The organism is Nitrospirillum pindoramense (genome assembly GCF_007827955.1).
GTDB classification, from domain to species: Bacteria; Pseudomonadota; Alphaproteobacteria; order Azospirillales; family Azospirillaceae; genus Nitrospirillum; species Nitrospirillum amazonense_B.
The window spans coordinates 326,118-346,833 of record NZ_VITR01000005.1; the positions used below are offsets into that span (position 1 = coordinate 326,118).

15 protein-coding genes are annotated in these 20,716 nt (G+C 66.1%); 4 read left to right on the top strand and 11 right to left on the bottom strand.

Annotated features, from left to right (window positions below):
• The first annotated feature begins 1 nt into the window (after nucleotide 1).
• The 3 genes from FBZ90_RS10515 (at nucleotide 2) to FBZ90_RS10525 (ending at nucleotide 4,495) form a co-directional block, all read left to right on the top strand.
• Nucleotides 2-2,140, top strand: a complete 2,139-nt coding sequence (locus tag FBZ90_RS10515; protein WP_145731783.1) for a hypothetical protein — start codon at nucleotides 2-4, stop codon at nucleotides 2,138-2,140.
• Between the two features lie 24 nt (nucleotides 2,141-2,164).
• Nucleotides 2,165-3,322 carry a glycosyltransferase family 2 protein gene (locus FBZ90_RS10520; RefSeq protein ID WP_145731785.1) on the top strand — a complete coding sequence of 386 codons (1,158 nt, stop codon included), beginning with the start codon at nucleotides 2,165-2,167 and terminating at the stop codon, nucleotides 3,320-3,322.
• A gap of 291 nt (nucleotides 3,323-3,613) precedes the next feature.
• Nucleotides 3,614-4,495 (top strand): Stf0 family sulfotransferase, encoded by an 882-nt coding sequence (locus FBZ90_RS10525; RefSeq protein ID WP_145731787.1) that lies wholly within the window; start codon nucleotides 3,614-3,616, stop codon nucleotides 4,493-4,495.
• A gap of 40 nt (nucleotides 4,496-4,535) precedes the next feature.
• Here the strand turns inward: FBZ90_RS10525 and mmsB are convergent, their stop codons facing one another.
• From mmsB to FBZ90_RS10540, 3 genes are read right to left on the bottom strand one after another with little or no spacing between them, the layout of a single operon-like run.
• Nucleotides 4,536-5,426: a 3-hydroxyisobutyrate dehydrogenase gene (gene mmsB / locus FBZ90_RS10530; RefSeq protein WP_145731789.1), complete on the bottom strand. Its 891-nt coding sequence runs from the start codon at nucleotides 5,424-5,426 to the stop codon at nucleotides 4,536-4,538.
• A 29-nt stretch (nucleotides 5,427-5,455) separates the two neighbouring features.
• Nucleotides 5,456-6,598, bottom strand: coding sequence for an isobutyryl-CoA dehydrogenase (locus FBZ90_RS10535; RefSeq protein ID WP_145731791.1), 1,143 nt, complete (start codon nucleotides 6,596-6,598; stop codon nucleotides 5,456-5,458).
• A gap of 29 nt (nucleotides 6,599-6,627) precedes the next feature.
• Nucleotides 6,628-8,139, bottom strand: coding sequence for an aldehyde dehydrogenase family protein (locus tag FBZ90_RS10540; RefSeq protein ID WP_145731793.1), 1,512 nt, complete (start codon nucleotides 8,137-8,139; stop codon nucleotides 6,628-6,630).
• A 768-nt stretch (nucleotides 8,140-8,907) separates the two neighbouring features.
• Here FBZ90_RS10540 and FBZ90_RS10545 point away from each other — a divergent pair.
• Entirely contained in the window at nucleotides 8,908-9,840 is a 933-nt protein-coding gene (locus FBZ90_RS10545; protein WP_145731795.1) for an alpha/beta hydrolase family protein, read from the top strand.
• 26 nt (nucleotides 9,841-9,866) lie between these two features.
• Here the strand turns inward: FBZ90_RS10545 and rfaD are convergent, their stop codons facing one another.
• The 8 genes from rfaD to FBZ90_RS10585 form a co-directional block, all read right to left on the bottom strand.
• Nucleotides 9,867-10,853 (bottom strand): ADP-glyceromanno-heptose 6-epimerase, encoded by a 987-nt coding sequence (rfaD, locus tag FBZ90_RS10550; RefSeq protein WP_145731797.1) that lies wholly within the window; start codon nucleotides 10,851-10,853, stop codon nucleotides 9,867-9,869.
• Nucleotides 10,854-10,954: 101 nt separating this feature from the next.
• Entirely contained in the window at nucleotides 10,955-12,424 is a 1,470-nt protein-coding gene (gene rfaE1 / locus FBZ90_RS10555; protein ID WP_145731799.1) for a D-glycero-beta-D-manno-heptose-7-phosphate kinase, read from the bottom strand.
• A gap of 101 nt (nucleotides 12,425-12,525) precedes the next feature.
• On the bottom strand, nucleotides 12,526-13,431 hold the full coding sequence (locus FBZ90_RS10560; protein WP_211101983.1) for a DMT family transporter: 906 nt from the start codon (nucleotides 13,429-13,431) through the stop codon (nucleotides 12,526-12,528).
• Entirely contained in the window at nucleotides 13,428-14,333 is a 906-nt protein-coding gene (locus FBZ90_RS10565) for a homocysteine S-methyltransferase family protein (RefSeq protein ID WP_145731801.1), read from the bottom strand. Before FBZ90_RS10565 ends, FBZ90_RS10560 begins: the two co-directional genes overlap by 4 nt.
• A 54-nt stretch (nucleotides 14,334-14,387) precedes the next feature.
• Nucleotides 14,388-15,416, bottom strand: a complete 1,029-nt coding sequence (locus FBZ90_RS10570) for a DUF2891 domain-containing protein (protein WP_145731803.1) — start codon at nucleotides 15,414-15,416, stop codon at nucleotides 14,388-14,390.
• Nucleotides 15,413-16,369 carry a DUF979 domain-containing protein gene (locus FBZ90_RS10575; RefSeq protein ID WP_186455720.1) on the bottom strand — a complete coding sequence of 319 codons (957 nt, stop codon included), beginning with the start codon at nucleotides 16,367-16,369 and terminating at the stop codon, nucleotides 15,413-15,415. The genes FBZ90_RS10570 and FBZ90_RS10575 overlap by 4 nt, the downstream gene beginning before the upstream one ends.
• Nucleotides 16,366-17,046 carry a DUF969 domain-containing protein gene (locus tag FBZ90_RS10580; RefSeq protein ID WP_145731805.1) on the bottom strand — a complete coding sequence of 227 codons (681 nt, stop codon included), beginning with the start codon at nucleotides 17,044-17,046 and terminating at the stop codon, nucleotides 16,366-16,368. Before FBZ90_RS10580 ends, FBZ90_RS10575 begins: the two co-directional genes overlap by 4 nt.
• The gene (locus tag FBZ90_RS10585; protein ID WP_145731807.1) at nucleotides 17,046-20,708 is read right to left on the bottom strand and encodes a hydantoinase B/oxoprolinase family protein; all 3,663 of its coding nucleotides are present in this window, start codon (nucleotides 20,706-20,708) and stop codon (nucleotides 17,046-17,048) included. The genes FBZ90_RS10580 and FBZ90_RS10585 overlap by 1 nt, the downstream gene beginning before the upstream one ends.
• Nucleotides 20,709-20,716: the final 8 nt, after the last annotated feature.

The following is a 20,716-nucleotide window of genomic DNA, read 5'->3' on the forward strand; positions in this document are numbered from 1 at the left end:
GATGCGTAAGAACTTGGCGGCAATATCAGAATCGAACAAAGATTCCCCATTGGGCACTCGAGAGGCGGCCAGCAATGATAAACTATTATTCCGTGACTGGAAGATTGATAACAAATTTATCAATTTAGCGCTCTCAAGAAGCGTAAATTGCGATATGGTGTCATTTGACGTCTTTGACACGGCTCTCACACGCACAGTGGATAGCCCTGCCGATGCATTTGCAGAAATAGAAAAGCGACTTACGGAGCATTTGGGCGAAGTGGCAGCCGGCTTCGCTACGGAACGCGAAGAGGGTGAGCGCGATGCGCGGGCTCGCCAATTCCAGTTGACTGGGGCAGAAGAGGTTACCTTCGATCAGATTTATGCTGAAGTTGAGCGCCGTATGCCCGGCTTGGCGCCGCATCTGGCCCAGGCTCAGCATATTGAATACGCGGTAGAGCGGGCGATTCTACAGCCAGTCCCCGATGTGCTGGAACTGACGCGACGCCTGGCGAAAATTGGCAAGCCGTACATCTTCGTCTCCGATATGTATCTACCGGATGACTTCCTAGCAACGGTACTATCTGACTGCGGCTATTCAGGGTGGCAAGCACTTTTCGTCTCTTCCAAAACAATGGCGACAAAGTCCTCGGGCCGCCAGTGGGAGGTCGTAAAAGCCCACTATCCCTTGCCCCAGAAACTCCTGCATATCGGGGATGATGAATGGGCGGATGGTGCCAGTCCCGAGCAAGCCGGACTTGAGACGCTGATTTTTACCAGGGCCCGGTCGGAGCGGCGCGTAGCTGGCCCTCTGTCGCCGTCGATTCTGCCATTCTCCTATCTGCAACGGTCTATCTGCTTGGGCGCCCGCCGGCAAACGGAACAGTCCGAAACGAAAGCAGATTATTGGCATCGTGTTGGGCGGGTTCTGGGCGGTATCGTCGTCGGCAGTTTCATCCGATGGCTATCCCAGCGGGTACAGCACCATCGTATTGAAAAACTTTATTTCTGCGCCCGCGATGGCTGGCTGATGCAGCGCGCTTGGCAAGTAGCCAATCTGGACAGGGAGACGGGTGCGGAAGACCACTATCTATATGTGTCTCGGCGCCCTCTCAACCTAGCCCATGGCTACATGGAAAGCAGCCGCGGTCGGCTCAGCCTGAGCCTGCTTGAGTTCCTGAGCAGTAGCCCAGACGGGCGCACGACGGTCTTGCAGGCTTTGAAACGCGCCGACTTGGCTGACAATATGGCGTTGACTGCGGATTGCGTCGCCCACTACGGCTCGCTGGAGGCTCCGCTAGAATGGCCCAGCCTTCTCGCCTTCCGCGATATCCTTCAACGTCATGCCGCTAGCATCTATAACAAGCTGGCGAGCAACTACGATGCCCTGACCGGATATCTGGAGCAGGAGAAACTGGGCGTCGGCGGACGGTCCGCAATCGTGGATATGGGCTGGCACGGCACCATGCAGCGGTCGCTGAGGCTTGTCCTGGAGCGCATGCACGGCACGGCGCGGCTAAGCGGGTTTTATTATGGCCTTTGGCCGCACGCCCTGACGAACCGTTATGGCGCCGGCCTCATGGAAGCCGCATTCGGCAGCGAGTTTCGTCCCCTGGCCGAGCAATTCCAGTTGCATAGCGCAGTCGATATACTGGAAGAGTTACATAGCGCGCCGCACGGCACGGTCTGTTCCTACGCAAATCGGAATGGTGTCTGGAGTGCCCTCCTATCCGAGAGCCCAGCGGAAATGTCCCAGTATGAAACCATCACGCGCCACTTCCAGGATGGAACGCTCGAGACCATCGCAGAGATTTTCATGACAGGCTCCAGCGGTACCTTGACGCTGGAAAGCCTTACCCCCGAAGCTGCCAGGGCGGCCATGGCCGCCTTCGCTGTTTCGCCGTCCAAACGGGATGTCGAAATGTTTGGCGAGATCGGTCATTGCTCGACCTTTGATCATGCCGTCCTCGCTCCTATCATACCGACCGACATCCCCATGGATGAGGCTGCTATGCGGAAGGGACTGTCTGGTCACTGGGGAATTGGCACCCTTAAATATTGGTACACTAATTCGCCCGTAGAGCAGCGTGACGCTCTGCGCAACCTGGCTAAACAGACATTCGGTCACTATGGGGACCGCGTTATGCGGCAATTCTCCTAAGCGACTTAAATAATTGCGGGAAAGATGATGAACAGTTTGTTTCCAACCAGCATGAAAATGCTGGACCGGCCGCTGTCTTTTGGTGATCGGGTTGCTATTCTGACGAGAACCAAAAACCGCCCAATCCTATTGGCTCGGGCATTCGCCAGTATAATCGCCCAGACCCATCAGAACTGGCATCTTTATCTGGTGAATGATGGCGGCGATCCGGCACAGGTCAATGAGTTAGTGGAGACATATGAGACGGCATTCGCGGGCCGCCTCACCGTTATTCACCACGAACGTAGCCTGGGGATGGAGGCCGCCTCCAACGCCGGCCTCAGCATCGCACAAGGTGATTTTATCGTCGTGCATGATGATGATGACTCATGGCACCCCGAATTCCTAGAAATTACCACCAAGCACCTGAATGCTCCCTCGAACCATAAATACGCGGCAGTCCTGACGAACTGCTATGTCGTCAATGAGCGTATAGAGAACGACCGTGTATTGGAACAGGACCGTACTGTCTGGTCATACTGGCAGCCTCAGGTCGACTTGGCGACGATGCTGACGAGAAATATCTCGCCACCCATTTGCCTTTTAGTCCGAAAGGCGATTGCTGATTTGATTGGCCCGTTCAACGCCACCCTGCCTGTACTGGGAGACTGGGACTACAATCTGCGCATCCTAACCGTGGGCGACATCGCCACCATACCCGAACCCTTGGCATATTATCACCACCGTGTCCAAACGGATACCGGTCTCTACGGCAATTCTGTTCGGGCCGGTGTCAACCAGCATCAACTGTATGACACATTGTATCGCAATAGCTTGGTGCGACCTCTACTGCAGAAGGAACCGGGCTACATCGGGCTTCTTCACATCCTGTTGCGTCAAGCTGATGGGAAGCACTCGCAGACCATAGACCTCCTGAAGCAGCAAGATACGTGGAACCATCACCGACATGCGGATCTACAGCACCGCATTACTGTCTTCGCTGCTCGCCTGGATAACTCGGAGGCCCAACTCCACCAGATCAATGAAACCTTGGCTCAGTTGCGCCAATCCGCCCTGGAAGATCGGGCGGTGATCCTGGAAATTCATTATATGCTAAGCCAGTTAACTAGGCTGCTTCGGGGCTTCTGGCGGCGCATAGTCCCTCTCCGGCGCTTGATCGCAAAGATGCGTGGACGGATTTGATCCCAGTCGAACCGACACCATGACAGCGCCCGCCTCTCCAATTGGCCGATCAGGGTGATTCCTCCTGAAGCGACGAAGGAAGAGAGGCGGTCCAGCGTGCGGCTCTCGGTCCTAGCAATAATGAGAATTATGTAAAGTTTTATAATATTCTTATCAATGATATGGCGATATTCCTAGGCCGTTCGATTAAACTTCCGAGATAAGCCTTACGCCCTTATTGTCAATGTCATCAAAAAAATAATGCGTTAATATATCTTGAGTAAATTTATTCATCGAGATTAGCGCATATCCATGGCAGTCTTCCACACACTCCACAATTACCTCAGCGGCTTACGCAGAGCACCTATCAGGCGTCACGAGACCGCCAGCCCCCCGTTGTTCAGCGACGCTGCCCCAGTCCAGAGCTCCAATTGGCATCCGCACTTTGGCCAAATCACCGACACCTCCTTGAACGTATGGCTGGCGCGGTTCGCAGCTGTGCCAGCCACATGGTCGCTGGTCCTGGCGACTGACGAGCGTACGGGGAGTGAGTTGCTGTGCCAGTTGCTGGGCCAGACCGGCCGCCTAGGACGACCATCGGAATATCTAAATTGCGGCTGGATGCGCCGCTTCATACATGACTATCCTGATGACATACAGGAACAACTTTCCATTGCTCACCATGTCGGCACCACGCCTAACGGTTGCTTTTCTATGAAACTGCATCCATGGCACATCGACCTACTGTCGACGGCGGAGGGGGCCGTCGCCGCCGCGTTTCCCAGCCCCCGCTTCGTGCGATTGATCCGGCAGGATTTGCTGGGTCAAGCTATATCTCTGCTCCGGGCCCGCCAGACCGGCAGCTATCACAGCCATATCCAAGAAGAAAAGCCCGCCACCTACGACGCCAATGCCATCGACGGTATCATACGTGATCTGTCCCGCAACCGGGCGCGCTGGGACATGTACTTCGCTCGCATCGGTGTGATCCCGCTTTTGGTCACTTATGAAGAATTGTGCACTGATACTTTCGGAGTGCTGACTCGCATTGCAACCTTCATGGGGGAAACGGTGCATCACAAGGATCTGGTTGGTATGTTACCCATACGCAAGCAGGCGAATAGCCAGTCGTGGGAATGGCGGGAACGCTATGTCCGGGAACGGGGCGACATCAATTATCTGGATCGCATGTGATCGGACACGGAACTGGTCATGCGGCCCAACGTTGACGTGATCACCCTTCCCCAACCATCATCTTCACGATGGCCGAGAAATCCAGGTGCCCATTCCCGGCCGCCGAGAACAAGGCGTACAGCGCCGCCGCGTTGGCGCCCAAAGGCGTGGCGGCACCGCTGGAGGCGGCGGCAGCCTGGGCCAGCTTCAGGTCCTTCAGCATCATGTCGACGGCGAAGCCCGGCGCGTAGTCACGGTTGGCGGGGGAGGTCGGCACAGGACCAGGGACCGGGCAGTAGGTCGTCAGCGACCAGCATTGGCCGGAGGAGGTGGAGCTGACGTCGAACAGCTTCTGCCGGTCCAGGCCCAGCTTGTCGGCCAGGGCGAAGGCCTCCGACACGGCGATCATGGAAATGCCCAGGATCATGTTGTTGCAGATCTTGGCGGCCTGGCCGGTGCCGGGGCCGCCGGTATGCACCACCGTCTTGCCCATCTGCGCCAGATAGGGCCGCGCCCGCTCCATCGCCTCGTCACTGCCGCCCACCATGAAGGTCAGCGTGCCGGCGGCCGCCCCGCCAGTGCCACCGGAGACGGGGGCGTCCACCAGGACGAAGCCACGGGCGGCGGCGGCGGCGGCAACGGCACGGGCGCTGTCGACGTCGATGGTGGAGCTGTCGATCAGCAGGGCGCCCGGGGCCGCAGTGTCGAAGACGTTGCCGGCGTCCTCATAAACGCCGCGCACGTGGCGGCCGGCGGGCAGCATAGTGACTACCACCTCGGCACCCGAGGCTGCATCGCCGACGGACCCGGCGATGACACCGCCCGCCTCGGCCAAGGCGGCCAGCGACTGGGGCGACAAGTCGAAACCCACGACGGTGTGGCCGGCCTTCAGCAGGTTGCGGGCCATGGGCAGGCCCATGTTGCCCAGGCCGATGAACGCGATGCGGCTCATGATCGTTCCTCTCCCGTAATGATTATTCTTCAACCCTTCGCCAACAGGCGGCGGGCGATGATCAGACGCATGATCTCATTGGTGCCCTCCAGGATCTGGTGGACCCGGACGTCGCGGACGTAGCGTTCCAGCGGGTATTCGCGGATGTAGCCGTAACCACCGTGCAGCTGCAGCGCCTCATTGCACACCTGGAAGCCCACATCGGTGGCGAAGCGCTTGGCCATGGCGCACCAGGTGGTCGCCTCGGGATCGCCGGCGTCCAGGGCAGCCGCCGCGCGGTGCACCATCAGGCGCGCGGCCTCCAGCTCCGTCGCCATGTCGGCCAAGCGAAACTGCAGGGCCTGGAAATCCGCCAGCTTGCGGCCGAAGGCCTCGCGCTCCCCCATGTAGCGGGTGGCGAGGTCCAGGCAGGCGCGGGCGCCGCCCAGGGAACAGGAGGCGATGTTGATGCGCCCCCCATCCAGGCCCTTCATGGCGATGCCGAAGCCCGCCCCCTCCTCGCCCAGCCGGTTTTCCACCGGCACGCGGCAGTCCTCGAAGATCACCTGGGCGGTGGGCTGGCAGTTCCAGCCCATCTTCCTTTCCTTCTTACCGAAGCTGAGGCCCGGCGTGCCCTTCTCCACCACCAGGGCGGAGATGCCCTTGGGGCCCGGACCGCCGGTGCGCACCATGACGACATAGAGGTCGGAGACACCGGCGCCGGAGATGAAGGCCTTGGACCCGTTCAGCACATAATGGTCGCCATCCCGCACCGCCTTGGTGCGCAAGGCGGCGGCGTCGGAGCCGGAGCCCGGCTCCGTCAGGCAATAGCTGGCCACCCGGTCCATGGTCATAAGGCCCGGTAGGTACCCGGCCCTGATCGTATCGCTACCGAAACGATCGATCATCCATGCCGCCATGTTGTGAATGGACAGGAAGGCGGCGGTGGCAACACAACCAGCGGACAGCTCCTCGAACAACAAAGCCGCGTCCAGGCGGCTGAGGCCGGAGCCGCCATGCTCCTCCCCGCAATAGAGCCCGCCCATGCCTAGGGCGGCGGCGGCACGCAACGCGTCGAGGGGGAAGATTTCCTTTTCGTCCCATTCAGCGGCGTGTGGTGCCAAATGCTCGGCGGCGAAGTCCCGCGCCATGTCGCGGAACGCCGACTGCTCCTCCGTCATGCGGAAGTCCATGGCCCTACCCTCCCTGTTCTTATGCCGTATCAGGCCATGTTCAGCATGATGGTCTTCTTGTGGGTGAAGTGCTCCAGCATGGCCTCCAAGGTCGCTTCCTTGCCCAGGCCGGAGGACTTCACCCCGCCGTAGGACAGGTTGGGCTGCACCACCAGGTTCTGGTTCACCTGCACCAGGCCGGCCTGCAGGCGCTGGGTGGCGTCCAGCGCCGTCTTGAGGTCACGGGTCCAGATGGTGGCGGCCAGGCCGAACTCGCTGTCGTTGGCCTGATTGATCACGTCCTCGTAATCCGTGAAGCGAATGACGCAGGTGACCGGCCCGAAGATCTCCTCCCGCGCCAACCGGCTGTCGTTGGTCATGCCGGTGAAGATCACAGGGCGGACGTACAGGCCCTTGGTCAAGGCGGTGTCGGTGGGCAGGGCGGAGCATTCGTGCGCGGTGGCGCCGGGGGTGCGCTTGCCCTCGGCGATGTAGCCCTGCACCCGATCGAACTGCTGCGGTGAGACGATGGTGCCGATGTCCGTCCTCTCGTCCAGCGGGTCGCCCATGACCATGGCGTCCACCTTGGCCTTCAGCGCCGTGACGAAGGCATCGTGCAGGCTGTCATGCACGAAGATGCGGCTGGCGGCGGTGCAGCTCTGCCCCTGGCGGGTGAAGCGCATGCCGGTGATGGCGCCGGCCACCGCCTGTTCCAGATCCGCGTCCCCCATGACGATCATGGGGCTTTTGCCGCCCAGTTCCAGGGTCACGGGGATCAGCTTGTCGGCCGCCGTGCGGCTGACGATGCGGCCGGTCTCGACCGAGCCGGTGAAGGTGACCTTGGCCACCTTGGGGTGCGCCACCAGCGGCGCGCCGCACTCGGGGCCGAAGCCGGACAGGATGTTCAGCACGCCGGCCGGCAACACCTGGGCCATGATCTGGCAGGCGCGCAACACGGCGAACGGCGCCTCCTCCGCCGACTTCACCACCACGGTGTTGCCCGCCACCAGCGCCGGCGCGATCTTCAGCGCCATCAGCATCATGGGCACGTTCCACGGGATGATGGCGCCCACCACGCCCAGGGGTTCCCGCACCGTCAGCGTCAGCATCTTGGGATTGAAGGGCACGGTCTCGCCCTTCAGTTCACCGCCCAGGCCGCCATAGAAGGTGAAGGCATCGGCCAGCACGCCGGCCTCGACCCGGCTTTCCGTGCGCAGGGCCTTGCCCGTCTCCAGCGCCACCAGGCGGGCCAATTCTTCTGTGTGCGCGGTCAGCAGACGGCCGCATTCCGCCACAAGCCGGCCCCGCTCCCGCGCCGGCAGCGCCTTCCACGTCATGCCGGCCTCGACGGCGGCGACCACGGCGGCATCCACGTCCGCAGCCTCGCCAAACGCGGCCCGGCCCATGACATCACCCTTGGCCGGGTTGATGACGTCGAAGGTCTTGCCCGAGGCAGATGCCATCAGACGGCCGCCAATCAGGTGCTTACCCGACAGGTCGGCGGCCAGGGCGTAGGGATCCAGCTGCGGGGCCAGGGCCTGGGTGGGAGTGGGGGTGCTCATGGGGGTTCACTCCTGCTTATTCTGATTCGGGCCTGTTTATTCCGCTTCAGGGCGGCCCCGAATGCCGGAACCGGGCCAGGGGCCCAGCCCCGTCAGGTCAAGACATGGCGCGCGATGGCGAAGGGCGCCAGTATCCAGGTGGCGATCCGGGCGTTATAGGGGCAAGTGCGCGAAACCGCTGTGCATAAAAACACCGATGCCCCGGCCGACCTTGGGGAAAATGGGCACAGGGGCGGAGCCCGAACGATGGTCAGACCGACATGACCGACGTGCGCCTGGCGAACGGATTACGGGGGTAGCGCCAACGGCCGCGGATGTAACGCCATTTAAATTTGTTACCGCTAACAAAAGTCGCTTGACGACAAGAGGCGATATAAATATTATTTATCCCAAGCGAACGGTCCTGCGGGATCGATCGACCATGATGGGGAAGAAGCACCCGACGATGTCGTGACGCCGCTGCGGCGCATGACAGGCTGGCCTTGGCGCCGCCCGTTCGCCTTCACCCCATCGCCCGAGTTTCGCCGACCCTGTCGGCATATCGCATCTGGCAAGTCCTGCAGAGGCCCGCTCATGGTCCGGCAGGGGTTACCCGATGGCCCTGAGAGAACCCTCCCGTTCCCAGGGTCTTATCTCCCCAAGCCGGGGCGCGCGTCGCCCCGGCTTCTTTTTTTCCCATATCCGCCGACCCGCCCGATGTTCCCGATTCCCCTGGCGCGGCCGATACGCCAGGATGGCGTGGGGAAAATTGGGGGGATTTGGACAATCATGCGTAGGTATTCGATTGCCGTGGCCATGGCCCTGTGCGTGCTATCCGCCTGGACGGGAACACCGGCGGGAGCGAAAGCACCGGCGGGTTCCGTCGATCTGGGGACGCAAGCCATTCCGGCCGCCATCGGCGCCGACCCCACGCCCGACACCCAGCATCCGGCGCGCATGGCGGTGCTGCACATCCCCACAGGCGCGCGCAATGGGCACCCGGTGGAGATCAACGGCGTGGCCTATCTGGCATCAGGCGCCGGACCCCACCCCACCCTGCTGCTGCTGCACGGCCTGCCCGGCAATGAGAAGAACCTGGATCTGGCCCAGGCGGTGCGCCGCGCCGGTTGGAACGTGGTCACCCTGAACTATCGCGGCTCATGGGGCAGCCCCGGCAGCTTCCGCTTCGCCAACAACCCCGAGGACGCGGCGGCGGCCCTGGCCTACCTTCGCGACCCGGCCCATGCGCAGGAACTGGGGATAGCCACCGACCGCCTGGTCATCGCCGGGCACAGCATGGGGGCGTGGACCGCCGTCCACACGGCGGCCAAGGATGGCGCGCTGGCCGGCCTGATTCTGATTTCCATGGGTGACATCGGCGTCATCGCCCATCTGCCCCATGACAAGCTGGTGGCGCTGGCGGCAGACAACCGCGAATCCCTGGCAGGCGTGACGCCGGAAAGCATGGCCAAGGAAATGGAAAGCCATGCCGACGCCTTCGCCACCGCCCCGCTGACCGCCCGCCTGACGGGCACGCCCCTGTTGGCGCTGACATCCGACGATGGACTGGCCAGCCATACCGACGCCCTGGTGGCCGGCATCCGCGCCCACGGCGGCAGCCGCATCACCACCGGCCACGCCGCCACCGACCACGGCTGGTCCGATCACCGTATCGCGCTGGAGGCGGCGGTGATCAACTGGTTGCAGAATTTGGGGCGCTGAACGAACGGGGCCCGTGACGCATCCGGTCACACATACGGGTCCGGCGACCCCATGTGGTCCTGGACGTAGCGGCGGATGCCCTCCTCCAACTCCGTGAAGGGGCGGTCGTAGCCGGCGGCGCGCAGGCGGCCCATGTCCGCCTGGGTGTAATACTGGTACTTGCCCTTCAGGTGGTCGGGCATGGGGATGTAGTCGATGCGCGGCGGCAGGCCCGCGGCAGCGAATAGGGCGCGGGCCAGGTCGTTCCAGCTGCGCGCCTTGCCGGTGCCCAGGTTGAAAAGGCCGCTGACACCCGGGTTGTCGTGGAGCCACAGCATGACGTCGACCGTGTCGCCCACCCAGATGAAGTCGCGCAACTGGCCGCCGTCGGCGTAGTCCGCCCGGTCGGAGGCGAACAGCCGGGCCGGTTCACCGCCCATGATCTGGGGATGGAGCTTGGCCGGGACGGAGCGCATGGCGCCCTTGTGATACTCGTTGGGGCCATAGACGTTGAAGAACTTCAGGCCCACATGCTGCGGAGGCGTGGGGTCCCGCCGATCAATCGCGGCGCGCACGCGGCGGTCCAGCAGGTGCTTGGACCAGCCATAGGGGTTCAGCGGGCGTAAGCGGGCCAGTGCCTCGGCCGAGGAATCATCGTCGAAGCCCTGGGCGCCGTCGCCGTAGGTCGCGGCGGAGGACGCGTAGATCAGGCGCACGCCCGTGGCGGCGCACCACGACCATAGGTCCAGCGTCAGGCGGAAGTTGTTCTCCACCACCCGGTCGGCGTCGGTTTCCGTGGTCGCCGAAATGGCGCCCATGTGGAAAATGACCTCCACCGCGTCGCCATGGCAGTCCAGGAATTCCGGCAACTGTTCCGGCGTCACGATATCGTGCAGGTTCCGCTTGGCGATGTTGCGCCACTTGTCGCCCTGGCGCAGCCGGTCGACCACGACGATCGGACCCAGGCCCCGCTGTTCCAGGCCGGCGACGAGATTGGACCCGATGAAGCCGGCGCCGCCGGTCACGATGATCATGGACTGTCACTTCCCATAAAATCCGTGCCGGTTCCCTGGACGGCGCCGGCACGGTCTTGATAGGGGACCGGGCCGGCCGGGGCAAGCCATCGGGGGACAGGTCAGCCCGTCACCCGGATGCGCTTGGCGATGCCCGTGGTGCTCTGGTTCGGCACCAGGTCAACCAGGGCGACGCGGCCGCCGTTGGCCTGGACCACGTCTGCGCCCACCACCTGGTCGATGGTGTAGTCCGCCCCCTTGATCAGCACGTCGGGCAGGATTTCGGTGATCAGGGCCAGGGGCGTATCGTCCTCAAACAGGGCCACGGCGTCGACCGAGCCGAAGGCGGCCAGCACGATGGCGCGGGACCGCTCGTCCTGGATGGGGCGCTCCGGCCCCTTCAGTCGGCGCACCGAGGCGTCGGAATTGAGGCCGACGATCAGGCGGTCGCAGGTCGCCCGCGCGGCGGCCAGCAACTGGACATGCCCGGGATGGATCAGGTCGAAACAGCCATTGGTGAAGCCCACCTTCAGCCCCAGGCGGCGCCACCGCACGATCTGCTCCCGCAGTTCCGCGCCACCCAGGAGCTTGGACAGGTTCTGGCGGTCGTCCTGTTCAGCCAGGGCGTGCAGCAACTCGGCCGGCGTCACCACGGCCGTGCCCACCTTGGCCACGACCAATCCGGCGGCGACGTTGGCCAAGCGCACCGCGTCGGCGATATCCGCCCCGGTGGCCAGCGCCGCGGCGATGACCGACACCACCGTATCGCCGGCGCCGGAAACGTCGAAGACCTCCTTGGCCTCCGCCTGGACATTGAGGGAGCTGCCGTCATCCCGCACCAGGGTCATGCCCTCCTCACTGCGGGTGACCAGCATGCCTCCGATGCCATGGTCGCGCATGAGGGTGGTGGCCGCGGCCACGATGCCGTCCGTCGTGCTGGGGCTGTGGCCCACGGCCAGGGCCAATTCGGCGCGGTTGGGGGTCACGAGAGTTGCCCCGCGATAAATGGAATAGTCGGCACTCTTGGGATCGACGATCACCGGCTTGCCCGCCCCGCGCGCCAGCTCGATCAACTGCCGCAGCACGGACGGGGTGAACACGCCCTTGCCATAGTCGGACAGGATGACGACATCGACATCGGCGACATGGGCCGCCACGGCAGTGACCAAGGCCGCGTGCACCTCCGCCGCCACCGCCAGCTCGCTATCCCAGTCGGAGCGCAACAGATGATGGCCATCGGCGACGAAACGGGTCTTTTCCGAGGTGCGGCGCTGGTTGTCCACCTGCAGGATGGACGTGACCTGGTCGTCGGCCGCCACCAGCTGGCTCACGCGCACGCCGGCGGCATCCCCGCCGAGGACACCACCGAAGACCACCTGACCACCCAGCGCCGTGATGTTGCGCACCACGTTGCCGGCGCCGCCCAGCATCACATCCTCTTGCGCGTTGCGCAGCACGGGCACCGGCGCCTCTGGCGAGATGCGTCCCACCTTGCCGCGCACGAAGCGATCCAGCATGACGTCGCCGATGACCATGACCCGCCCCCCCGCGAGGGCCTCGACCGTGGAACTCAAACCGGCAAAGTGGCTCATGGCTTTCCCATTCCCAGATCAGAACGATAGGCCTGGATGGCCCGCGGGCCGCACCGTATCACACCGCGCGCGCGGGTGAAGACCCAACGTCACGCCTCATCTCATCCCCGGCGCGCCAAGCCGACGCCGGCCAGGGCCAGGGCGAACCCGACCAGCTGCACGGGCGTCAGCGTCTCGTGGAACAGCAGGAACGCCTCCACCGCCGCAAGCGGGGGGACCAGCAGAATCAGGGCCGTGGCGCGGGTGGCCCCCCCGTGCCGCACCATCCACACCAGCAGCGAGATGCCGATGACCGAGGGACCCAGGACGGACCAGAGCAAGCCGGCCCACAGTACCGGGTGCGCATCCCAATGCGGGGCGCCCACCGTCAGGAACAGGACCGACACCACGGCGGCGGCGCCCAGGTTTTGCAGCACACCGGCGGGCCGCAGGTCATCCCCCGCCAGCGAGGACTTCTGCAACAGGGTGCCGATGGTCACGCCCAGCACGCTGAGCAGCGCTAGGCCGGCCCCCAGGGGCGACAGGCCCCCGCCGCCCGCCACCCCGTGCAGGGCCAGCTTGGGCGCCAGCACGCAGGCGACGCCGGCGAACCCGATGCCAAGGCCGGCCCAGGCGCGGGCACCCTGCCGCTGGCCGAACAGCAGAGTGGTGATGAGCGCGGTGAACAGGGGCTGCAACGCGCCCAGCAAGGCCATGACGCCGGCGGCCAAGCCCTGGGCGATGGCCCAGTAGGAAAACCCCAGATAGACGCCCTGCATCAGCGCGCCGGCCAGCAGGTGCAGCCCTACGCGCCGGCCCCGGGGCCAGGCGACGCGCAGCGACAGCGTGGCGGCGGTGAAGACCAGCGCCGTCAGCCCGAACCGCACCAGCAGGAACAGCTGGACATCGGCATAGGGCAGCACGGCGCGGGCCACCAGAAAGCCGGTGGACCAGATGAGGATGAACAGCCAGGGGGCGCCCCACCCCAGCAAGCGGGCCCGAAGGGCGGCGGACTCGGCACCCCTCACGGCAAAGCCGCCGCCAGGGCCCGGATATGGTCGGGCCCGATGCCGCAACAGCCCCCGACGATGGCGGCGCCGGCGTCCACCCAGCGCCGTGCCCAGTCCAGATAGCTGGCGGGCGTCAGGTCGGCGCGCAGCTCATCCAGGCCATTGTTGGCGGTCGCGTCCTTGGGCTGCGGCGGGAAGGCGTTGGCATACACACCCAGGGGCAGCGGTGCGCCGGCGGCGGTGGCCCGCGCCGCGGCCAGCGCCGGCCCCATGACCTCGGGCTGGCTGCAATTGAACAGCAGGGCGGCGGCGCCCAGGGCCAGCGCCGCCTCGGTGGCCTGGGCCACCGTCTCACCCCCGCGCAGGCGGGGATGGGTGGCGGCGTCGGCCGCTTCATCCTCCAGCGTGAAGGACAGCCACAGCGGCTTGGCATCCTTCCCCAAGGCATTCGCCAAAGCCGCGCGCACGGCCCGCACCTCCGCCACCGCGCTTTGGGTTTCCGCCAGCCAAAGGTCGACATGGGGCGCTAGACCCCCCACCAGCGGCGCCAGCAGGTCCGCCGCGCGGGCGGCATCGAACAGGTCCGCGCGGTAAGAGCCGAACAGCGGCGGCAAGGATCCGGCGACGCGGGCGCCCGGCTTGGCGTCCGCCGCCTGCCGGGCCAGCCGCCCGGCGAGGGAGGCCAGGGCCCCGCCTTGCGTGGCGAACCGCTCCTCCCCGATATGGAAGGGCACGAGGGCGTAGCTGTTGCTGGTGATGATGTCGGCCCCGGCCTCCAGGAAGGCGTCGTGCGCGCGGCGCACATAGTCCGGCGCCTCGATCAGCGCCAGGGCCGACCATTCCGGCTGGCGGAAGGGCGCGCCCATGCGCTGCAATTCCCGTCCCATGCCACCGTCCAGCAGGATAGTACCCCGTCCCATCTCACCCTCCCCCATTCGCGCCTGTTACACGCCGTCGTGCCATACGCCGTCCTGTCACACCCCATCCAGGGCCAGCACGGCGAAGCTGGCCAGCCAGTGCTCGCCCATGTAATCGGACTCCAGGTGCGGCAGGGCATCGGCCAGATGCGTATCGGCCGCCGCCCGCGCCCGCACCGCCACCGGATCGGCTGGGTCCAGCTGGGCGGCGATGGTACGCCAGCACCAGGCGCGGCTGAGGTTCAGGCCGTCCAGGTGGGCGATGGTGCCGTCGCTGCGGTCGCTGACCGTGGCCGGGGTGAACAGCGTTTGCGGCCGGCCCGCCGCCACGCCGGGCAACAGGCGGGCGAACCAGGCGCGAAACGCCTCGCGCGGCAGCACGGCGGCCATGGCGACGGCAGCGGTCAATACCGGGGAGAGGAAGTCGGTGCCCGACGGCTCCCACACCTGGGCATCGGCGTCGTCGCCATACCAGGCCTGGGCCGTCCGGGTGATCAGGTCAGCCAGGCCATCGTCCCCCCGGCGCCGGGCATAAGCCATGGACAGGGTCAGGGCGAAGGCGGTGTTGATGTGCAGGCCCGTGCGGACCGGGTATGTCGCCTTGGGCAGGTAGGCCTTCAGCAGGCTGACAATTTCCGCCGTCAGCGGCGCCAGCGCCGTGGCCCAGGCGGCGCCCACGGCCCCCATGCCGGTACGGCGCAGCTCCGCCACCAGCAGCAGATACCACGCCCAGCCATAGGGCCGCTCGAAGGTGCCGGTGTTGGGGCGCCGGAAATAGGCCAGCTCGCCCGCGACCTTCTCCGGCGTGTAGCTGTCGGCGAACAGGGCGCGGATGCGGTCCGCCACCGGGCTGTCGGGATAAAGCCGCAAGACACGCGCCAGCAGCCAATGGCCGTGGACGCAGGAGTGCCAGTCGAGGCTGCCGAAAAAGATGGGATGAAGGGCGCGCGGCGTCCGCGCATCCTCCGGCCCGTTCAGCATGTGGGTGAGGATGTTGGGATATTCCCGCGTGACGTGGCCCAGCGCGATTTCGGCGAACTGGACGGCAAGGGCCTCGGACAGGCCAGGGAAAGTGCTTTCAGTCATTTGGGGAAACCCAGGATTTGGATCAGCAGGGTGTTGGCCACCAGGACCAGCAGGGCGGTCGGCACTTGGGCCCGGATGACGGCGTTGCGGTCCGGCAGTTCCAGCAGGGCGGCCGGGACGATGTTGAAATTGGCGGCCATGGGCGTCATCAGCGTGCCGCAGAAGCCCGAGAGCATGCCAATGGCGGAAATGACCGCGGGGTCGCCGCCGAACCGGCCCACCAGCAGCGGCAGGGCGATGCCCGAGGTCATGACCGGGAAGGCGGCGAAGGCGTTGCCCATGAGGATGGTCAGCAGCGCCATGCCCCCGGTGTAGGCGCACACCAGGGGGAAACGGTGGTCCAGGGTCAGGTGCTGGCCCACCATCAGGGCCACGGCGTCCCCCACCTTCGCCAAGGCGAAGATGCCCCCCAGGGCCGCCAGCACCTGGGGCAGGATGATGGCCCAGCCCACCAGCTCCGCCAGGCGCCGCGCGTCACGCAGGGGCGCGACCAGCCGCTGGCGGGTCAGCATGACGGTCGCCAGCCCCACGGCGACGATGCCCAGCGCCAGCCAGATCAGCGTGCCCTGCCGGGGGTCCACCAGCGCCTGGCCATTCCAGGTCACGGCCGGGCCCCAGATCGTCCCGGCCAAGGCGATGACCGGCGGCAGGAACAGGACGGGGAACAGCCAATAGCCCCACCGCCGGGCCTGTTCCTCGCGTGCATCGCGCGGGGCGCAGGCCTCCGTCCCCCGGCCCATGAGGCCGAAGCCGCCCAGCACCGCCAGCGCCAGCACCAGGATACCGTTGCCCAGATCGCCCAGATGGTCGCCGGCCAGGAAGCTGAGCGCCAGCAGGGCCCAGAACAGGCCGGCGCCCAGGCGCCGGGGGTTGCCGGCATCGCGCGCCGCGCGCCAGGCGATGGCGGCGAACATCAGGCCAGCCAGGTCATAGGCGACGCTGATGCCGATCATGGCGCTGCCGCTCCTTTTCCGGCCTTCAGGCGACGGTCCAACAGCAGCAGGCGGGCGCCATGCACCACCACCGCCACGATGGCGGTGGGAATGGCCCAAACGGACACATCCAGCGGGCTGACCTCGATGCCATTGGCGGCCAGATAGCCCTTGATCAGGATGACGGAGCCGATGGCGACGAAGATGTCCTCGCTGAAGAACAGGGCGATGTTCTCGGCCGCCGCCGCATGGGCGCGGACCAGGGCCCGTTCCGGTGGCGCCAGGGGGCGGCCCAGATTTTCCTCGGCCACCGCCTCGCCCATGGGGGCCAGCACGGGGCGCACCATCTGGGCATGGCCGCTGAGATCCTTGGCGCCCAGGGCGGCCAACACCTGGCGCAGGATGAAGAACACCAGGTAGGTGCGTCCCACCGTGGCGGCCTTGAGGCGCCCGATCAGGCGCTGCGCCTGCACCTGGATACCCAGCCGTTCCAGGAGACCGATCAGGGGCAGGAACAGGTAGACCAGGCAGATGTAGCGGTTGGCGTTGAACAGGCGGCCGAAGGCCGACACGATCTCCACCACGCCCATGCCGGCGGCCAGGCCGGTGCCGAAGGCTGCCGCCACCGCCACCAGCAGCGGGTTCAGGCGGACGGCGAAACCGGCGGCGACGATGGCGATGCCGACCAGGCTGAGCATCAGACGCCGCCCTCGCCCACTGGCCCACAACCGCCGCCGAAGCCGCCTCCCCCTGGCGTCTTCACCAGGATGGCGTCGCCGGGGCTCATGGCCACGGTGTCGGTGGCGGCCAGCACCCGCACCGTGCCATCGGCGCGATGGACCTCCGTCACGCCCGGGGCACCGGATCCGCCGCCCTCCAGGCCGAAGGGCGGCACGCGACGGCGGTTGGACAGGATGGCGGCGGTCATGGGCGCGCGGAACCGGATCAGTCGTTCCACCCCGTCCCCACCGCGATGGCGGCCCGCGCCGCCGGAACCGCGGCGGATGGCGAAGCGCTCCACCAGCACGGGGTAGCGCACCTCCATCACCTCGGGATCCGTCAGGCGGCTGTTGGTCATGTGCGTCTGCACCGCGCTGGTACCGTCGAAATCGGCGCCGGCGCCGGACCCGCCGCAGATGGTTTCGTAATACTGGCGGGCGTCGTCGCCGAAGGTGAAGTTGTTCATGGTGCCCTGGGCCCCGGCCATGACGCCCAGGGCGCCATAGAGCGCGTCCACCACCACCTGGCTGGTTTCCACGTTGCCAGCCACCACCGCCGCTGGATAGGCTGGATTCAGCAGGCAGCCGGCCGGCACCTTCAGCACGATGGGCTTCAGGCACCCCTCGTTCATCGGGATCTCATCATCCACCAGGGTGCGGAAGACGTAGAGCACGGCGGCGCGGCAGACGCTGAGCGGCGCGTTGAAGTTGGTCTCCAGCTGCCCGCTGGTGCCGGTGAAATCGACCACCGCCTGGCGCGCCCGCCGGTCCACGGTGACGGCCACCTGGATGACGGCGCCGTTGTCCATTTCATAGCGGAAGGTGCCGTTCTTCAGCACGCCGATGACGCGGCGCACCGCCTCCTCCGCATTGTCCTGCATGTGGGCCATGTAGGCCTCGACCACGTCGCGGCCGAACTGCGCCACCATGGCGGCCATTTCCTCCGCCCCCTTGGCGCAAGCCGCCACCTGGGCCCGCAGGTCGCCGATGTTCTGGTCGGGATTGCGGGCGGGATAGCGCCCGCTGGCCAACAGCGCCCGCGTCTCCTCCTCCCGGAAGCGTCCGCCTTCCACCAGCAGGAAATTGTCGATCAGCACGCCCTCGTCTTCCACGGTGCGGCTGTTGGGTGGCATGGAGCCGGGGGTGACGCCGCCGATGTCGCCCTGGTGGCCGCGCGCGGCCACGAACACCAGCAGGCTGCCGTCGGCATCGAACACCGGCATGACCACGGTGACGTCGGGCAAGTGTGTACCGCCGTTATAGGGCGCGTTCAGCATGTAGACGTCGCCCGGCCGCATGCCCCGGCCGTCTTGGGACCGCGCCTCGACGATGGCGCGCACGCTGTCCCCCATGGAGCCCAGATGCACCGGCATGTGCGGCGCGTTGGCGATCAGCCCGCCGCCGCGGTCGAACAGCGCGCAGGAAAAGTCCAGCCGCTCCTTGATGTTGACCGAATAGGCGGTGTTCTGCAGGGCATAGCCCATCTGCTCCGCCACCGCCATGAACAGGTTGTTGAACACCTCCAGCATCACCGGGTCGACGGTGGTGCCAATGGCGGTGCGCGGCGCCAGGGCCACCACCCGTTCCAGGATCAGGTTGGCATGGCCATCGACGCGGGCGCGCCAGCCGGGCTCGATCACCGTGGTGGCCGTGGCCTCACGGATCAGGGCGGGGCCGTCGACCTGATTGCCGGGCGCCAGGGTGGCGCGGTCATAGACGGGGGTGTCGGCCTGCTCCCCCGCCATATAGGTGCGGACGGTGGCCAAGGGTGCCGGATCGCCATTGGCGACAGCTGGCGCCGCAGCGATACGTCCCCGGCCGGGGCGGCCGATGGCCTCGGCCGACAGCGCCTCCACCACCACGGTCTTGCCGGGGGCGACGAAGCCAAAACGGCGGCGATGTGCCTCGGCGAAGGTGGCGGCCAAAGCGGCGGCGTCCCCGAAGGGCACGGTCAGGCCGGTATCCGTGCCGGCGTATTTCAGGCGGGCAGTCAGTTCCACCTCGACATCCGCCACCGGCACGTCCTGGGCGGCCAGGTCGGCCCTCGCCTCCCGCGCCAGGGCCTGGGCCGGGGTGGAGAGGTCGAGGTCGGCCGACAGCGGCTGTTCGATCGTGCGGTCACGGATGACGCGCAAATCGGCCAGGCCCATGCCATAGGCCGACAGCACCCCGGCGAAGGGGTGGATCATCACCCGCGTCATACCCAGGGCATCGGCCACCAGGCAGGCGTGCTGGCCCCCCGCGCCGCCGAAACAGGCCAGGGTGTACTGGGCCACGTCATAGCCGCGCTGGACGGAGATTTCCTTGATGGCCTTGGCCATCTTCTCCACCGCGATGGTGATGAAGCCTTCCGCCAGCTGGTGCGGCGTGCGCGCCTCCCCCGTCGCCGCCTGGACCTCGGCGGCCAGAGCCTGGAAGCGGGCCTCGACAGCGGCCAGATCCAGAGGCTGATCGGCGGCCGCCCCGAAGACCTGGGGGAAGAAAGCCGGCTGGATCTTGCCCAGCATCAGGTTGCAGTCGGTCACGGCCAGGGGCCCGCCCCGGCGGTAACAGACGGGGCCGGGCACCGCCCCCGCCGATTCCGGGCCGACACGAAATCGCGACCCGTCGAAGGAGCAGACGCTGCCCCCGCCGGCGGCCACGGTATGGATGTTCATCATGGGCGCGCACAGGCGCACACCGGCCACCATGGTCTCGTAGGTGCGCTCATAGGTGCCGGCGTAGTGCGACACATCCGTGGAGGTGCCGCCCATGTCGAAGCCGATGACCTTGTCGAACCCGGCCTCCACCGCCGTGGCGACCATGCCGACGATGCCGCCGGCGGGCCCGGACAGCACCGCATCGCGGCCCTGGAAAGCGCGGGCATCGACCAGGCCGCCGTTCGACTGCATGAACAGCAGGCGGGCCCCGTCCCCTTCGCTGGCCCCGCCATCCTGCAAGGCGCCCGACACCTGATCGACATAGCGGCGCAGCACCGGCGACAGATAGGCATCCACCACCGTGGTGTCGCCCCGGCGCACCAGCTTGATCAGGCGGCTGGTCTCATGGCTGACCGACACCTGGGTATAGCCGATGTCCCGCGCGATGGCGGCCACACGCGCCTCATGGGCGTCAAAGCGGTAGCCGTGCATCAGCACCACGGCCACGGCGCGATAACCGGCGTCGTAGGCGGCCTGAAGGTCGCGGCGGGTCGCCTCCTCATCCAGTGGCGCCAGGACGGCGCCGTCGGCGTCCACCCGTTCCGCCACCTCGACCACGCGGGTATAGAGGCTGTCGGCCAGGCGGATATGGCGATCGAACAGGCGGGGCCGGGCCTGATAGCCGATGCGCAAGGCGTCGGCATGGCCCCGGGTGATGGCCAGCACCAGCGGCTCGCCCTTGCGTTCCAACAGCGCGTTGGTGGCGACGGTGGTGCCGATCTTCACGGCATCGATGGTGGCGGGGAAATCGGCATGGGCGGCCAGCAGCGACCGGATGCCGGCCACGGCGGCGTCCTGATACTGTTCGGGATTTTCCGAGAGCAGCTTGGCGGTCAGCAGCCGGCCATCGGGCCGACGGGCCACCACATCGGTGAAGGTGCCACCGCGATCGACCCAGAATTCCCAGCCCGATCCGCCCGTTTCCGGATGCACTGCCGCCATGTCCCGTC

Excerpts from the sequence above, each read along its gene's own strand:
- FBZ90_RS10515 (WP_145731783.1), top strand. The coding sequence starts at position 2 with ATGCGTAAGAACTTGGCGGCAATATCAGAATCGAACAAAGATTCCCCA.
- FBZ90_RS10520 (WP_145731785.1), top strand. The coding sequence starts at position 2,165 with ATGATGAACAGTTTGTTTCCAACCAGCATGAAAATGCTGGACCGGCCG.
- FBZ90_RS10525 (WP_145731787.1), top strand. The coding sequence starts at position 3,614 with ATGGCAGTCTTCCACACACTCCACAATTACCTCAGCGGCTTACGCAGA.
- mmsB (WP_145731789.1), bottom strand. The coding sequence starts at position 5,426 with ATGAGCCGCATCGCGTTCATCGGCCTGGGCAACATGGGCCTGCCCATG.
- FBZ90_RS10535 (WP_145731791.1), bottom strand. The coding sequence starts at position 6,598 with ATGGACTTCCGCATGACGGAGGAGCAGTCGGCGTTCCGCGACATGGCG.
- FBZ90_RS10540 (WP_145731793.1), bottom strand. The coding sequence starts at position 8,139 with ATGAGCACCCCCACTCCCACCCAGGCCCTGGCCCCGCAGCTGGATCCC.
- FBZ90_RS10545 (WP_145731795.1), top strand. The coding sequence starts at position 8,908 with ATGCGTAGGTATTCGATTGCCGTGGCCATGGCCCTGTGCGTGCTATCC.
- rfaD (WP_145731797.1), bottom strand. The coding sequence starts at position 10,853 with ATGATCATCGTGACCGGCGGCGCCGGCTTCATCGGGTCCAATCTCGTC.
- rfaE1 (WP_145731799.1), bottom strand. The coding sequence starts at position 12,424 with ATGAGCCACTTTGCCGGTTTGAGTTCCACGGTCGAGGCCCTCGCGGGG.
- FBZ90_RS10565 (WP_145731801.1), bottom strand. The coding sequence starts at position 14,333 with ATGGGACGGGGTACTATCCTGCTGGACGGTGGCATGGGACGGGAATTG.
- FBZ90_RS10570 (WP_145731803.1), bottom strand. The coding sequence starts at position 15,416 with ATGACTGAAAGCACTTTCCCTGGCCTGTCCGAGGCCCTTGCCGTCCAG.
- FBZ90_RS10575 (WP_186455720.1), bottom strand. The coding sequence starts at position 16,369 with ATGATCGGCATCAGCGTCGCCTATGACCTGGCTGGCCTGATGTTCGCC.
- FBZ90_RS10580 (WP_145731805.1), bottom strand. The coding sequence starts at position 17,046 with ATGCTCAGCCTGGTCGGCATCGCCATCGTCGCCGCCGGTTTCGCCGTC.
- FBZ90_RS10585 (WP_145731807.1), bottom strand. The coding sequence starts at position 20,708 with ATGGCGGCAGTGCATCCGGAAACGGGCGGATCGGGCTGGGAATTCTGG.